At 71.4% G+C, this 14,189-nt stretch carries 12 protein-coding genes, 1 rRNA gene and 1 pseudogene; 12 read left to right on the top strand and 2 right to left on the bottom strand.

Features of this window, described 5'->3' with window-relative positions:
• From VJR25_RS00165 to argF, 7 genes and pseudogenes are all read left to right on the top strand, one after another.
• Positions 1–1,036 (top strand): annotated as a pseudogene (locus VJR25_RS00165) (phenylalanine--tRNA ligase subunit beta); the annotation flags it as partial.
• Between the two features lie 46 nt (positions 1,037–1,082).
• On the top strand, positions 1,083–1,826 hold the full coding sequence (locus tag VJR25_RS00160; protein WP_324111283.1) for a dienelactone hydrolase family protein: 744 nt from the start codon (positions 1,083–1,085) through the stop codon (positions 1,824–1,826).
• 223 nt (positions 1,827–2,049) lie between these two features.
• On the top strand, positions 2,050–3,102 hold the full coding sequence (gene argC / locus VJR25_RS00155; RefSeq protein WP_324111281.1) for an N-acetyl-gamma-glutamyl-phosphate reductase: 1,053 nt from the start codon (positions 2,050–2,052) through the stop codon (positions 3,100–3,102).
• Positions 3,099–4,256, top strand: a complete 1,158-nt coding sequence (gene argJ, locus VJR25_RS00150; RefSeq protein WP_324111280.1) for a bifunctional glutamate N-acetyltransferase/amino-acid acetyltransferase ArgJ — start codon at positions 3,099–3,101, stop codon at positions 4,254–4,256. Before argC ends, argJ begins: the two co-directional genes overlap by 4 nt.
• Entirely contained in the window at positions 4,253–5,155 is a 903-nt protein-coding gene (argB, locus tag VJR25_RS00145; RefSeq protein ID WP_324111278.1) for an acetylglutamate kinase, read from the top strand. The genes argJ and argB overlap by 4 nt, the downstream gene beginning before the upstream one ends.
• Positions 5,152–6,351 carry an acetylornithine transaminase gene (locus tag VJR25_RS00140; RefSeq protein ID WP_324111276.1) on the top strand — a complete coding sequence of 400 codons (1,200 nt, stop codon included), beginning with the start codon at positions 5,152–5,154 and terminating at the stop codon, positions 6,349–6,351. The genes argB and VJR25_RS00140 overlap by 4 nt, the downstream gene beginning before the upstream one ends.
• Entirely contained in the window at positions 6,348–7,388 is a 1,041-nt protein-coding gene (argF, locus tag VJR25_RS00135; protein WP_324111273.1) for an ornithine carbamoyltransferase, read from the top strand. Before VJR25_RS00140 ends, argF begins: the two co-directional genes overlap by 4 nt.
• Positions 7,389–7,428: 40 nt before the next feature.
• Here the strand turns inward: argF and VJR25_RS00130 are convergent, their stop codons facing one another.
• Entirely contained in the window at positions 7,429–8,358 is a 930-nt protein-coding gene (locus VJR25_RS00130; protein ID WP_324111271.1) for a hypothetical protein, read from the bottom strand.
• A 293-nt stretch (positions 8,359–8,651) separates the two neighbouring features.
• Here VJR25_RS00130 and argH point away from each other — a divergent pair, with 293 nt between their 5' ends.
• Together argH and VJR25_RS00120 are read left to right on the top strand one after the other, a co-directional pair.
• Entirely contained in the window at positions 8,652–10,094 is a 1,443-nt protein-coding gene (argH, locus tag VJR25_RS00125; RefSeq protein WP_324111269.1) for an argininosuccinate lyase, read from the top strand.
• A 61-nt stretch (positions 10,095–10,155) separates the two neighbouring features.
• Entirely contained in the window at positions 10,156–10,797 is a 642-nt protein-coding gene (locus VJR25_RS00120; protein WP_324111267.1) for a SatD family protein, read from the top strand.
• Between the two features lie 3 nt (positions 10,798–10,800).
• Here VJR25_RS00120 and VJR25_RS00115 read toward each other — a convergent pair whose 3' ends face one another.
• On the bottom strand, positions 10,801–11,391 hold the full coding sequence (locus tag VJR25_RS00115; RefSeq protein WP_324111265.1) for a hypothetical protein: 591 nt from the start codon (positions 11,389–11,391) through the stop codon (positions 10,801–10,803).
• Here VJR25_RS00115 and tyrS point away from each other — a divergent pair.
• The 3 genes from tyrS to VJR25_RS00100 all read left to right on the top strand — a co-directional run.
• Positions 11,390–12,745, top strand: a complete 1,356-nt coding sequence (tyrS, locus tag VJR25_RS00110; protein WP_414683688.1) for a tyrosine--tRNA ligase — start codon at positions 11,390–11,392, stop codon at positions 12,743–12,745. The genes VJR25_RS00115 and tyrS overlap by 2 nt on opposite strands.
• A complete protein-coding gene (locus VJR25_RS00105; RefSeq protein ID WP_324111261.1) occupies positions 12,745–13,545 on the top strand; it encodes a DUF4184 family protein in 801 nt (266 codons plus the stop codon). Before tyrS ends, VJR25_RS00105 begins: the two co-directional genes overlap by 1 nt.
• A 518-nt stretch (positions 13,546–14,063) precedes the next feature.
• Positions 14,064–14,189: ribosomal RNA gene (locus tag VJR25_RS00100) — 16S ribosomal RNA — on the top strand; the annotation flags it as partial.

The raw sequence follows: 14,189 nt of genomic DNA, 5'->3' as shown, positions 1-14,189 counted from the left end.
GCTGCCCACCCCGCCGTCCGGCCGAGGCCTCACCGCCCCGCAGCGCGCGCGCCGCCGCGTCGCGAACGCGCTCGCCGCCGCCGGGTACGTGGAGACGCCGTCGTTCCCGTTCACCACCGCCGAGCTGAACAGCCTGCACGGGTCGGCGACGGGGGAGCCGCTGCCCTCGGTGGAGCTCGCCAACCCGATCGACGGGCAGACCCGGTTCCTGCGCCGCTCGCTCGTGCCCGGCCTGCTGCAGACCGCGCACCGCAACCTCGCCCGCGGCTTCACCGACCTCGCGCTGTACGAGCTCGGCTCGGTGTTCCTGCCCGAACCCGGCGTCGAGTACGGCACGGTCGACGTGCCGCCGCTCGCACAGCGTCCGGACGAGGCGACCCTCGCCGCGCTGAACGCGTCGATCCCGCCGCAGTCCCGCTTCGTCGCGGTGCTCGCCACCGGTGCCGCCGTGGCCAAGCAGCCCGGGCAGGCCGCCGTCCCGGCCGCCCTCGGCGACGTGCTGGATGCCGTGCACACGATCGCGTCCGCCGCCGGCGTCACCGTCAGCGTCGAGCAGGGACGGCGTGCCGCGCTGCACCCCGGACGCGCCGGGATCGTCTCGGTCGGGGACACCCCGGTGGGCTACGTCGGCGAGGTGCTCCCCGCGGTCTCCGCCGAGGCGGACCTGCCCGGCCGCGTCTACGTCGCCGAACTCGACCTCGACGCGCTCACCGCCCTCGCCGGCGAACGGGTCACCGCGGCATCCCTGTCGACGTTCCCCGCGGCCACGCAGGACGTCTCGCTCATCGTCCCGGCGGATCTGCCCGCGGCGGCGCTCGCCGCCGCGCTGCGCGACGGCGCGGGGGAGCTCCTCGAGTCCCTGCGGCTCGTCGACGACTATCGCGGCGCCGGCGTGCCCGACGACGCGAAGAGCCTGACGTTCGCGCTGCGCTTCCGCGCCGCCGACCGCACCCTGACCGCCGCGGAGGCCACCGAGGCCAAGCTCGGCGGCGTCGCGGTGGCGGCCGAGCGCTTCGGCGCCACGCTGCGCGAGTAGCGCCCGACTCAGTCCGCTCATGGGCGCCGCGCGTAGCGTGGCGCCCATGAGCGAGAATCTGCAGCTGCGCGCCCCCGACGGAACCGACTTCGACGTCTACGTCGCGCGACCGGCGGGAAGGCTGCGCGGGGCGCTCGTGCTCGTGCACGAGATCTGGGGTCTGCAGCCGCACATCCGGGACGTCGCCGACCGCTTCGCGGCCGAGGGATACCTCGTCGCCGCCCCCGACATCCTGAGCCGTGCCGGGGTCGCGCCCGAGCTCGGCGCCGAGCTGTTCGCGGCCATGCACGACCCCGACGAGGAGGTGCGGGTCGCCGCCCAGCCGCGGCTGCGCGACTCGCTCACCGAGGCCCGGGCGCCGGAGTACGCCGCCTGGGCCACCACCGCGCTCGTCGCCGTGGTGGACTGGCTCGCCGAGCAGCCCGACGTCGAAGGGCGCATCGCGGCATCCGGATTCTGCTTCGGCGGCACCTACACGTTCCTCCTCGCCGCGGCCGACGACCGCGTGCGCGCCGCCGCGCCGTTCTACGGCGGGGCGCCCACCGCGGACCGCATCGCGCAGATGCACTGCCCGGTGCTCGCGCTGTACGGACAGCACGACCCGAGCCTCATCGACGCCCTGCCCGCGGTGCGCGAGCAGATGGCCGAGGCGGGCGTCGCGTTCGAGGCCGTCGTCTACCCGGATGCCGGCCACGCGTTCTTCAACGATGCGGGTCCGCGCTACGTCCCGGCGGCCGCCGCGGATGCCTGGGACCGGGTGCGCGCGTTCTTCGCCGCGAACGCCGGCTGAGCGTCACACGGCCCGTCCGATTTGCGGTCGGCGACCGCGGCCGGATAACCTCGCCCCATGTCCTCGGCCGTCGCCAACCTCGAGCAGCTCCCCGTGAGCCTCGGTGGCGCGCGCCGACGTCCGGGTCAGCGCCGACTTTAGGCGACCCTGCCACGCGCTCTTTCCGCGCGCGCAGCGGGCGTCGCCGCCTACGCCCGACTGACCTGGAAACTAAGGTGGAACCATGCCCTATTCGGTCGCCGTCTCCGGCGCCTCCGGCTATGCCGGCGGCGAGCTGCTGCGCATCCTCGCCGGCCATCCCGACGTCGAGATCCGCACCGTCACCGCGCACTCGAACGCCGGCGACCCGCTCGTCGCGCACCAGCCGCACCTGCGCTCCCTCGCGCACCTGACGCTGCAGCCCACGACCCCGGAGATCCTCGCCGGACACGACGTCGTCTTCCTCGCCCTGCCGCACGGCCAGTCCGGCCAGTACACCGACGCGCTCGGCGACGTCCCGCTCGTCATCGACGCCGGCGCCGACCACCGGCTCACCTCGAAGGATGCCTGGGACGCCTTCTACGGGGGCGCGTTCCACGAGCCGTGGACGTACGGGGTGCCCGAGCTGCCGGTCGCCGGCGGGACGCAGCGCACTGCGCTCGCCGGAGCCTCCCGCATCGCCGCGCCGGGCTGCAACGCCTCGACCGTCAGCCTCAGCCTGGCCCCCGGGGTCGCCGCGGGGGTCATCGACCCGGGCGACATCGTGACCGTGCTCGCGGTCGGGCCGTCGGGAGCGGGCAAGAGCCTCAAGACCCACCTCCTCGGCAGTGAGCTGCTGGGCTCTGCCAACCCGTACGCGGTCGGCGGCACGCACCGGCACATCCCCGAGATCAAGCAGGCACTCGCGGCCGCGGCCGGCACCGGCACCGACGGCATCCACGTCTCCTTCACGCCCGTGATCGTCCCCATGGCCCGCGGCATCCTCGCCACCAGCACCGCGCCGATCGCCCCCGGTGTCACCGACGCGCAGATCCGGCAGGCGTGGGAGGACGCCTATGCGGGCGAGACGTTCGTGCAGCTGCTGCCCGAAGGCCAGGTGCCGCGCACCGCCGACGTGCTCGGGGCGAACACCGCGCTCCTCGGGCTCGCGATCGACCGTGACGCGAACCGCGTGGTCGTCGTCGCCGCCGTCGACAACCTCGTCAAGGGCACCGCCGGTGCCGCCATCCAGTCCATGAACATCGCGCTCGGCCTTCCCGAGGACCGCGCACTCACCGTGAACGGAGTCGCGCCGTGAGCGTCACCGCCCCCCAGGGATTCGCCGCCGCCGGCGTCGCCGCAGGCCTCAAATCCACCGGCAAGCCGGATGTCGCCGTCGTCGTCAACCGCGGGCCGCGGAAGGTCGGCGCCGCCGTCTTCACCAGCAACCGCGCGCAGGCCAACCCGATCATCTGGTCGAAGCAGGCCATCCAGGACGGCATCGTCGAGGCGGTCGTGCTGAACTCGGGCGGGGCGAACTGCTTCACCGGATCGTTCGGCTTCCAGACCACGCACCAGACCGCCGAGAAGGCTGCGGAGCTGCTCGGCGTCAGCGCCGGGGACATCCTGGTGTGCTCCACCGGTCTCATCGGGTCGGGCGACGAGGTGTTCCGCGGCAAGGTGCTCGCCGGCACCGCGCAGGCGATCGCGCAGCTGAGCGAGGACGGCGGGGATGCCGCGGCGGCCGCCATCATGACCACCGACACCCGCGCGAAGACGTCCGTCCGCACTGCAGACGGCTGGACGATCGGCGGCATCGCGAAGGGCGCCGGGATGCTGGCGCCGGGCCTTGCGACCATGCTCGTCGTCATCACCACCGACGCCGATCTCGATGCCGAGCAGGCGGATGCTGCCCTGCGCTCCGCCACCGGCCGCACGTTCGACCGGCTCGACTCGGACGGCTGCATGTCGACCAACGACCAGGTGACGCTGCTCGCCAACGCGGCATCCGGCATCCGGCCGGACCTCGACGCGTTCGCCGCCGCGCTCGCCGACCTCTGCCGGGACCTCGCCGAGCAGCTGCAGCAGGACGCCGAAGGCGCGAGCCACGACGTCACCATCGAGGTGACCCACGCGGCATCCGAGTCCGACGCCGTCGAGGTGGGCCGCTCCGTCGCCCGGAACAACCTCTTCAAGGCCGCGATCTTCGGCAACGACCCCAACTGGGGCCGCGTGCTCGCCGCGATCGGCACCACGACGGCGGAGTTCGACCCGTACGACACGGATGTCTGGATGAACGGCGTGCGCGTCTGCACCGCCGGGGGCCCCGACCGCCCCCGTGAGGACGTCGACCTCACCCCGCGCGCCACGCACGTGCTCATCGACCTCAAGACCGGGGATGCCACGGCGACCATCCTCACCAACGACCTCACCCACGACTACGTCCACGAGAACAGCGCATACTCGTCATGATCCACGCCCCCCTGCAAGACACCGACCCCGCGGAGGCCTCCAAGAAGGCCGCCATGCTCGTCGAATCGCTGCCCTGGCTCAAGCGCTTCCGCGATCAGATCATCGTCATCAAGTACGGCGGCAACGCCATGGTGTCCGATGAGCTGCAGGAGGCCTTCGCCGAGGACATCGCCTATCTGCGCTACGTCGGGGTGAAGCCCGTCGTGGTGCACGGCGGCGGCCCGCAGATCTCGGACATGCTCGACCGCCTCGCGATCCCGAGCGAGTTCAAGGGCGGCTACCGGGTCACCAGCACCGAGGCCATCACCGTGGTGCGGATGGTGCTCACCGGCCAGATCAACCCGCAGCTGGTCGCGAAGATCAACGCCCACGGCCCGCTCGCGATGGGCCTTTCTGGTGAGGATGCCGGTCTGTTCGGCGGACGCCAGCGCGGCGTCGTCGTCGACGGGGTCGAGCACTCGCTCGGCCGGGTGGGCGACATCGTGAGCGTCGACCCGCAGCACGTGCTCGACCAGCTCGAGGCGGGCCGCATCCCCGTGGTCTCCTCGATCGCCCCGGACCTCGACAACCCCGGCAACTCGCTCAACGTCAACGCGGATGCCGCCGCGTCGGCGCTCGCCGTCGCGCTCAAGGCCGAGAAGCTCGTCATCCTCACCGACGTCCCAGGCCTGTACGCCGACTGGCCCGACCGTTCGTCGCTGGTCTCGCACTTGACCGCGGCCGAGCTGCGCGAGCTCATGCCGACGCTCGAGTCCGGCATGATCCCCAAGATGCGAGCGTGCCTGGACGCCGTCGAGGGCGGCGTCGAGACCGCCGCGATCATCGACGGCCGCGTGCCGCACTCGGTGCTCGTCGAGATCTTCACCCAGAACGGAATCGGCACGGAGGTGGTCGCATGACCTGGCGCGATGACGTCGCCCGCGATCTGATCAAGAACGTCGGCCCGCGCATGGAGCTCTTCGTGCGCGGCGAGGGCGCCCACCTGTGGGATGCCGACGGCCGCCGCTACCTGGACTTCCTCGCCGGTATCGCGGTGAACTCGCTCGGCCACGCGCACCCGGTGTTCGTGGAGGCCGTCGCGCGGCAGGCCGCGACCCTGGCCCACGTGTCGAACTACTTCGCCACGCCCGCCCAGCTCCAACTCGCCGCCACCCTCAAGCGTCTCGCCGGCACCGGCGAGTCCGGGCGCGTGTACTTCGCCAACTCCGGCGCCGAGGCCAACGAGGCCGCCTTCAAGCTCGCCCGCCTGCACGGCGGTGTGGAGCGTCCCCGCATCCTCGCCCTGCAGGGCGCGTTCCACGGTCGCACGATGGGCACGCTCGCCCTCACCGGCAAGCCGGCGATGCGCGCGCCGTTCGAGCCCATGCCCGCCGGCGTCGAGCACCTGGAGTCCACGGTCGAGGCGCTCGAAGCGGCCATCGGCGACGACGTCGCGGCGTTCTTCGTCGAGCCCATCAAGGGCGAGGCGGGGGTCATCGACCTCCCCGACGGCTACCTGCAGGCGGCGCGCGAGCTGACGGCCCGGCACGGTGCGTTGCTGATCGTCGACGAGATCCAGACCGGCGCCGGTCGCACCGGCGACTGGTTCGGATTCCAGCACGCCGGCATCGTGCCCGACGCCATCACCGTCGCGAAGGGCATCGGCGGCGGGTTCCCGGTCGGCGCGCTCATCACCTTCGGTGCCGCGAGCGACCTGTTCTACCCGGGCACGCACGGCTCCACCTTCGGCGGCAACCCGCTCGCCGCGGCCGCCGCGGTCGCGGTGCTCGGCGAGATCGAGGCATCCGGCCTGCCCGCCAACGCCACGCGGCGCGGCGCGCAGATCCGGGATGCCGTCGCGGCCATCGGCTCGCCCCTCGTCGCCGGCACGAGCGGCCGGGGCCTCCTCATCGGGGTGCAGCTGACCGCTCCGGTCGCGAACGACGTGGTCGCCGCCGCCCAGCAGCGCGGCCTGATCGTCAACGCGGCCAACGAGAGCACCATCCGCATCGCCCCGCCGCTGAACATCGGCGACGCCGAGATCGCCGAGTTCCAGCCCCTGTTCGCCGAAAGTCTCGCCGCCGTCGCGGCGCTCTCCCCGGAGGTACACGCGTGACCCGCCACCTGCTGCGTGACGATGACCTGACCCCCGCCGAGCAGGCCGAGATCCTGCAGCTGGCATCCGAGCTGAAAGCCGATCGCTGGGGCCGCAAGCCCCTCGCGGGCCCGCAGACCGTCGCGGTGATCTTCGACAAGTCCTCCACCCGCACCCGGGTGTCGTTCGCCGTCGGCATCGCCGACCTCGGCGGATCGCCCCTCATCATCTCGACCGCGAACAGCCAGCTCGGCGGCAAGGAGACCCCGAGCGACACGGCGCGCGTGCTCGAGCGCATGTGCGCGGCGATCGTGTGGCGCACCTACGGGCAGGCCGGTCTCGAGGAGATGGCCCGCGGCACCACGGTGCCGGTCGTGAACGCCCTGAGCGACGACTTCCATCCCTGCCAGCTGCTCGCCGACCTGTTCACGATCCGCGAGCACAAGGGCGATCTGGCGGGCCTCACCGTCACCTTCTACGGCGACGGCAAGTCCAACATGGCGCATTCGTTCGTGCTCGCCGGAGCCGTCGCGGGCATGCACGTGCGCGTGGCATCCCCGGAGTCCTACGCCCCGCGCGAGGACGTCGTCGCCGACGCCCACCGGATCGCCGCCGAGACCGGCGGGTCGCTGACCCTCCTCAGCGATGCGCGCGCCGCGGCGGACGGCGCGGACGTCATCGTCACCGACACCTGGGTGTCGATGGGCAAGGAGGACGAGAAGCAGCACCGGCTGCTCGACCTCGGCAGCTACAAGGTGACCGCCGACATCATGGCCCGCGCCAAGCCGGACGCGATCTTCATGCACTGCCTGCCCGCCGACCGCGGCTACGAGGTCGACGAGGACGTCATCGACGGTCCGCAGTCGGTCGTGTGGGACGAGGCCGAGAACCGACTGCACGCGCAGAAGGCGCTGCTGGTGTGGCTGCTCGCGAAGCAGGAGGAGGCCGCGGCCCGACGCCGGCCTGCGGCCGCCGCATTTCCTGACGAAATCCGTCGCAAACAGCGCAGGGAACGACGGGATCGGTCAGGAACGTCGCCGAGTCATCGAGGTTCCTGACGAATTCCGTCGTCATCCCGCCGATTGGCGGCGGATTCGGTCAGGAACCGATGCGACGCTCCGGATCCGGACGCCATCCGCCGCGGATGAGCGCCCGGCGAATGCGCTCCACCGCGGGCTCGACACGCGGGTACGCATCCGCCGCTGTGAGCCGCAGCACCTCCCACCCGGCATCCACACAGGCCGCGTGCTTCTCGACATCGCGTTGCCATTGCGCGCGGTCGACGCGGTGGTGGTCGCCCTCGTACTCGGTCAGCACGCGGAACTCCTCGTGCGCGAACTCGGTGAACCCGATCGCCGTGCCGTCGAGGGCGAAGACGTCGAAATCGAGCGTCGGCTCGGGCAGGCCGCCGCGGACGCATCCGAGTCGCACGCGTGTCTCCGCGGCGGATGCGCTGCCGACGCGGACGAGCGCGAGAGCCTGTCGCAGCTTGACGGCGTGCCGACGCAACGGGGCGTGCGCAGCGGACGCGAGGTGGGCCACGGTGCCGAGGGCATCGTCCGGCGTGCCGCGCTTCATCCCCTGCCGGCGGGGGATGAAGACGATGGCATCGCCCAGCGCGACGAGCTCGTCCACGGTCAGCTGCGCGGCAAGCATGGCCCAGGTCGTCGCCGGACTCGTCACCGGCATCCCTTTCACCGTCCGCACCGTCGCCAATCGCGGGGAGAGCTCGTATCCGCGTATGCCGACGCGCCGCGGGGCGCGGCCGGGGGCGAGTATGCCGACATCGAGACCGCGTGGCGGCACGATCGACTGGTCCCGATTCCTCTCGACGGCGGGCCGCAACAGCCGCAACGGTACGGGCAGACCCCACAGCACCGCCGCCGTCACGTGGCAGAACACCCACGTGGGCGGCATCACCTGGGCGAGCGCCTGTGCTCGTCCGGTGATCTCCGCCGTATACCGCCGGGCATCCCGTGCAGCGGGGCTCTCATCCGGCGATGAGTCGGCGGCACCGCTCGGCCGCATCCGGACGCCGTGAAACGGAGCGGTCAGGTCAGGATGCCGTAGGCGGCGCTCCGTCACTCCGATCGACCGGGCCGCTGACGTTGAGAAGCTGTCTCCGAGCTCGTCGGGGAGGGGGCGCGGGGAGCGGGCCATAGGGCCTCATCGTGGTGGCCGGCGCAGGCCACGTGTCAGCGGTGGTGGGCTCTGTGGGGAAGTCGTCGCCCGACTCCCCATGTGGACGAACGGATGCCGGATGCCGGATGCCGGATGCCACCCGTCCGGGGGTCGTGGGGCGTCGCGGCTAGGCTGGTGCGGTGAGCGAGACATCCGGCATCCCGACCCCGCACGGCACCAACGAGGGCTCCCTCTGGGGCGGGCGCTTCGCCTCCGGCCCGTCGCCCGAGCTGCAGGCGCTGAGCCGTTCCACGCACTTCGACTGGACGTTGGCGCTCTACGACATCGCCGGATCCCACGCGCACGCGAAGGCGCTCGAGGCCGCCGGATATCTGGATGCCGCCGAGGCCCGGATCATGCACGCGGGCCTCGACCGGCTCGCGGCCCGCATCGCCGACGGCACCTTGGTCGCCCAGCCCGGCGACGAAGACGTGCACGGCGCGCTCGAGCAGGCGCTCATCGCCGAGGTCGGCCCGGAGGTCGGCGGCAGGCTCCGCGCCGGCCGCAGCCGCAACGACCAGATCGCCACCCTCGTGCGCATGTATCTGCTCGACCACTCCCGCATGATCGCGCGGGACGTGCTGCGCGTGATCGACGCGATCGTCTCGCAGGCGGAGGCGTATCCGGATGCCATCATGCCGGGGCGCACGCACCTGCAGTCCGCGCAGCCGATCCTCCTCGCCCACCACCTGCAGGCGCACGCCTGGCCGCTGGTGCGCGACCTCGAGCGCCTGCGCGACTGGTCGGCGCGGGCATCCGTCTCGCCGTACGGCGGGGGAGCGCTCGCCGGCTCGTCGCTGGGCCTCGACCCCGCGCTCGTGGCCCGCGAACTGGGCCTCGCTGTGCCGGCCGAGAACTCGATCGACGGCACCGCAGCCCGCGACGTCGTCGCCGAGTTCGCCTACATCGCCGCCCAGATCGGCATCGACATCTCGCGCTTCGCCGAGGACGTCATCATCTGGAACACCCGCGAGTTCGGCTTCGTCACCCTCGACGACGGGTTCTCGACCGGTTCCAGCATCATGCCGCAGAAGAAGAACCCCGACATCGCGGAGCTCGCCCGCGGCAAAGCCGGCCGCGTCGTCGGCAACCTCGCGGGTCTCCTCACCACGCTCAAGGGGCTGCCGCTCGCCTACAACCGCGACCTGCAGGAGGACAAGGAGCCGGTCTTCGACTCCATCACGACCCTCGAGGTGCTGCTTCCCGCGTTCGCCGGCATGGTCGCCACCATGCGGTTCGACACCGACCGCATGGCCGCGGTCGCTCCGGAGGGATTCTCGCTCGCGACGGACGTGGCCGACTGGCTGGTGCGCACGGGCGTGCCCTTCCGCGACGCGCACGAGATCTCGGGCGCCCTGGTTCAGGCCTGCGAGGAGCGGGGCATCGGACTCGCGGATGCCTCCGACGAGCTGCTCGCGCAGGTGTCGCCGCTGCTGGATCCGGCCGTGCGCGAGGTGCTCACGATCGAGGGGTCGGTGGCATCCCGCACCGGCGTCGGGGGCACGGCTCCGGTCCGCGTCGCCGAGCAGCGCACCCAGCTCATCTCGCGTTCGCAGTCCGTCGCCCACACGCTCGGGCTCTGATCACCTCCATTTGATCAGGGAATCACTTATCTTCTAAAAATATCAGTGATACCCTTATCGTATGATCGCGGTCACCGCCGACATCGTCGGCTCCCGGCAGCTGGCTGACCGGGCCTCCGCCCAGCGCACGCTCGACGACGCCATCGCGCGTGTCGAAAGCGACCTGCCGGTCGCCGAGCGTCCGCTGCGGCCGACGGTCGGCGACGAGCAGCAGGGCGTCTACCCGACGCTCGACGCGGCTCTCGCATCGCTGCTGCTGCTGCGGCTGGCCCTGCCCGACGGGGTGGACTGCCGGTACGGGCTCGGCATCGGAGCGATCGGCGCCGTGCCCTCCGAGGCGGCCTCCGGCGGCATCCCCGACGGCCCCGGCTGGTGGGCGGCCCGCGAGGCGATCGATCGCGTGCACGCACTGCAGCAGCGGACGGTGCCGGCGGCGCGCACCTGGGTCGTCGCGCACGAGAGCGAGCCGGATGCCGCCCGCGTCGCGGCGCGCCGGGCGAACGCCTATCTGCTCGCGCGGGACGAGCTGATCGGCGGGATGACCGAACGCACCCGCCGGCTCACGTACGGGCGCTGCCTCGGGCAGACGCAGCGCGCCCTCGCGGCCGCCGAGCAGATCACCCAGTCCGCGGTGTCGCAGGCGCTCGCCGCCTCCGGTGCGGCCGCGCTCGTCGAGGGCTTCGCCCTGCTCGAGCTGCGCTGACGGTCAGAACATCGCGAGGCGCACGAGCGCACCGACGACGCATGCCCACAGCAGGCTGGCGAGCGTGCCCACGATGAACCGCTCGCGGGCCTCGGATGCGGCGAGCTCCGAGAACCGGCCGATGCCCTTGATGGCCACGACCACGGCGATCGCCTCGGGGAATCCGGCGATGATCGCGACGACGGCGGCGATGCGCTCCAGGTAGCCGATCACGGTGCCGCCGCGCATGAGCGTGCGGGTGGCTGCGGCATCCCCGTCGTCGTCGACCGCGACCAGGATGCCTCCGTCCTCGGTCTCCTGAACGCGGCCGCCGGATGCCACGTCGAGCACCTGCCGCGTGACCGGGTTGCCGCCGACGACGGCGACGGCGATGCCGAGCACCGCCAGGATCATGCCCATCAGGGTCGGGATCTTCACCGGCGAGAGGGCCACCACGACGAGGGCGAGCAGCACGAGACCGCCGGCGATCACCAGCGGCAGCGTCATCGGCCGGCGCAGGCTCACGATGCACAGCACCAGCGCCCCGCACAGCACGACGAACAGGAAGATCGCCAGGATCGCGAGGAGCAGCGGTGCGGAGCCTGCCAGAAGCATGCGGCTCAGTCTTCCACGGAGGCGGGCATCCGCCGCTGATAGCCTGAAACGCGTGTCGGAAACCCCTCTTCGCGCCCTCGCGCCCGCCAACGACCCCGCGTTCGAGAACGTCTGGGACGAGCTGGTCTACCGCGGCCTGGTGCACGTGTCCACGGATGCCGAGGCGCTGCGCGCCGCGCTCGGGGGAGACCCGCTCACCTACTACTGCGGGTTCGACCCGACCGCGCCGAGCCTGCACCTGGGCAATCTGGTGCAGCTGCTGCTGCTGCGCCGCATCCAGCTCGCCGGCCACAAGCCGCTCGGCCTCGTCGGCGGCTCGACGGGCCTGATCGGCGACCCGCGCCCGACGGCCGAGCGCACGCTCAACACCAAGGAGACCGTGGCCGACTGGGTCGCGCGCCTGCGCGCCCAGGTGGAGCGCTTCCTGAGCTTCGACGGCGAGAACGCCGCCCGCATCGTCAACAACCTGGACTGGACGGCGCCGCTGTCGGCGATCGACTTCCTGCGCGAGATCGGCAAGCACTACCGCGTCGGCACCATGCTCAAGAAGGAGGCCGTCGCCGCGCGCCTGAACTCGGATGCCGGCATCAGCTACACCGAGTTCAGCTACCAGATCCTGCAGGGTCTGGACTACCTCGAGCTGTACCGCCAGTACGACTGCGTGCTGCAGACGGGCGGCTCCGACCAGTGGGGCAACCTCACGAGCGGCACCGATCTCATCCACCGCGTCGAGGGCCGGCCCGTGCACGCCATCGGCACGCCGCTGATCACGAACAGCGACGGCACGAAGTTCGGCAAGAGCGAGGGCAACGCGATCTGGCTCGACGCCGACATGTGCAGCCCGTACGCGTTCTACCAGTTCTGGCTCGGCACGGGCGACGCCGACGTGATCGCGCGCCTCAAGGTCTTCACGTTCCTGACGAGCGCCGAGATCGCGGAGTACGAGCAGCTCGTCGAGGCCGAGCCGTTCCGCCGCGCCGCGCAGAAGCGACTCGCCGCGGAGGTGACCACGTTCGTGCACGGGCCGGATGCCACCGCCAAGGTGATCGCCGCATCCGAGGCACTGTTCGGCCAGGGCGATCTGACCGCGCTCGACTCGGTCGTGCTGCGAAGCGCCCTGACCGAGCTGCCGCACACGGAGGCGCCGGCGGAGACCACCGTGGTGCAGGCGCTCGTCGACACCGGCCTCGTCTCGAGTGTGAGCGAGGCCCGGCGTGCCATCGCGCAGGGGGGCGTCACCCTCGACGGCGCCCGGGTCGAGTCCGACGACGCGCTGGTGACCGGTGCTCTTCCCGGGGGAGTCTCGGTGCTGCGCCGGGGCAAGAAGACCCTCGCCGGCGTGTTCCTCGCCTGATGCCGTTCACACCGAGCCACGCGGTCGTGGCGCTGCCGTTCATCCGCACCCCGCTGCCGACGGCGGCCCTCGCGGTCGGGGCGATGGCCCCCGACCTGCCGCTGTTCGTGCGGGCGTTCCCGGAACGCTACGAGATGACCCACAGCTACGCGTGGATGCCGGTGACCGTGCTGGTGGCGCTCGGACTGCTGCTCGTGTGGCGGTGCGTCCTGCGTCCGGCGACCCGTGAACTCGCGCCCGGCTGGATCGCCGCGCGTCTGCCGGGGGAGTGGGATGCCGGCGCTGCGGAGGGCCTTCGCGGAGTCTTCGCACGGCAGGAGGGCTCCCGCTCGAGCGTCGGCGGCGCCCTGCTCGTGCTGGTCGCCCTCGCCCTCGGCGTCGCATCGCACATCGCCTGGGACTCCTTCACGCACGAGGGCCGGTGGGGCATGACCGAGTTCGACCTGGCCGTGATGTGGGGTCCGCTGCCGGCCTACAAGTGGCTGCAGTACGGCTCGGGCGTCATCGGCCTCGTCATCCTCGCGGTGTGGGCGGCGCTCCGGTTGCGCCGGACGCGCCCGGCCCCGCTCCGCCGTGTGCTTCCGGCGTGGATGCGCCGGACGTGGTGGGTCGCCCTGCCGGCGCTGCTCGCCGCGGCCTGGGTGGTCGGGCTCGTGCACTGGGGCCCGTTCACCGCGGACTACACCCCGCAGCACCTCGCGTACCGTGTGCTCCCCGTCGCCAGTGCGGTGTGGGCGGGGCTCGGCATCCTGCTCGCGCTCACGGTGCCGGTCGCCCGGATACGCGTTCGCGTCCGATAGTCCTGGTCGCACGCGAGATCGGCGACGGCGACACGCCCGGGGTGCGGAGACGATTCGCGGAGGGGGCGCATGCCACGTAGAGTCTTACTTGTTCGCCCCAAAGGGTAGAGCGAAGAGCCGGAAGGCCAGCTCCCCTCAAGTCGTCGAACACGATCCCCTCACAGAAGAGCAGGCCCTCGGGTCTGGTCCGAAGTGAGGTTCGTTCGTCTCCGCTCAAGCCGGTGGCGTCGCGATGAAGTCGCGACACGCCGAGTTTGACAAGCGGAAATGAGCGAGTTTAGGATAGAGAAGTTGCCCCAGTGATGAAGCGACCGGACAGGTCGCGAATGCTGGGTGCATCCGATCCTTGAGAACTCAACAGCGTGCACTTGTCAAATGCCAAATAACCTCGTCCAACCGTTTTTGGTTGGTGAGATTCCTTTGGATCAATTCATGGATTTGCCAGTAATGGCATCCTTTTTTGGTCAGTTTCGAACTCGCTGCGATCGCCTTATTCCGGTGGTTGTCGGCATTGTTTCTTTACGGAGAGTTTGATCCTGGCTCAGGATGAACGCTGGCGGCGTGCTTAACACATGCAAGTCGAACGATGAAGCCCAGCTTGCTGGGTGGATTAGTGGCGAACGGGTGAGTAACACGTGAGCAAC

Origin of the sequence: Microbacterium sp. (assembly GCF_035277845.1) — a bacterium.
Taxonomy (GTDB): Bacteria; Actinomycetota; Actinomycetes; order Actinomycetales; family Microbacteriaceae; genus Microbacterium.
This window is presented reverse-complemented; position numbering and strand designations above follow the sequence as displayed.

What these genes read in the sequence shown, in the direction of transcription:
- VJR25_RS00160 (WP_324111283.1), top strand. Translation starts at nt 1,083, where the DNA reads ATGAGCGAGAATCTGCAGCTGCGCGCCCCCGACGGAACCGACTTCGAC.
- argC (WP_324111281.1), top strand. Translation starts at nt 2,050, where the DNA reads ATGCCCTATTCGGTCGCCGTCTCCGGCGCCTCCGGCTATGCCGGCGGC.
- argB (WP_324111278.1), top strand. Translation starts at nt 4,253, where the DNA reads ATGATCCACGCCCCCCTGCAAGACACCGACCCCGCGGAGGCCTCCAAG.
- VJR25_RS00140 (WP_324111276.1), top strand. Translation starts at nt 5,152, where the DNA reads ATGACCTGGCGCGATGACGTCGCCCGCGATCTGATCAAGAACGTCGGC.
- VJR25_RS00130 (WP_324111271.1), bottom strand. Translation starts at nt 8,358, where the DNA reads ATGCGGCCGAGCGGTGCCGCCGACTCATCGCCGGATGAGAGCCCCGCT.
- VJR25_RS00120 (WP_324111267.1), top strand. Translation starts at nt 10,156, where the DNA reads ATGATCGCGGTCACCGCCGACATCGTCGGCTCCCGGCAGCTGGCTGAC.
- tyrS (WP_414683688.1), top strand. Translation starts at nt 11,390, where the DNA reads ATGCGGCTCAGTCTTCCACGGAGGCGGGCATCCGCCGCTGATAGCCTG.
- VJR25_RS00115 (WP_324111265.1), bottom strand. Translation starts at nt 11,391, where the DNA reads ATGCTTCTGGCAGGCTCCGCACCGCTGCTCCTCGCGATCCTGGCGATC.
- VJR25_RS00105 (WP_324111261.1), top strand. Translation starts at nt 12,745, where the DNA reads ATGCCGTTCACACCGAGCCACGCGGTCGTGGCGCTGCCGTTCATCCGC.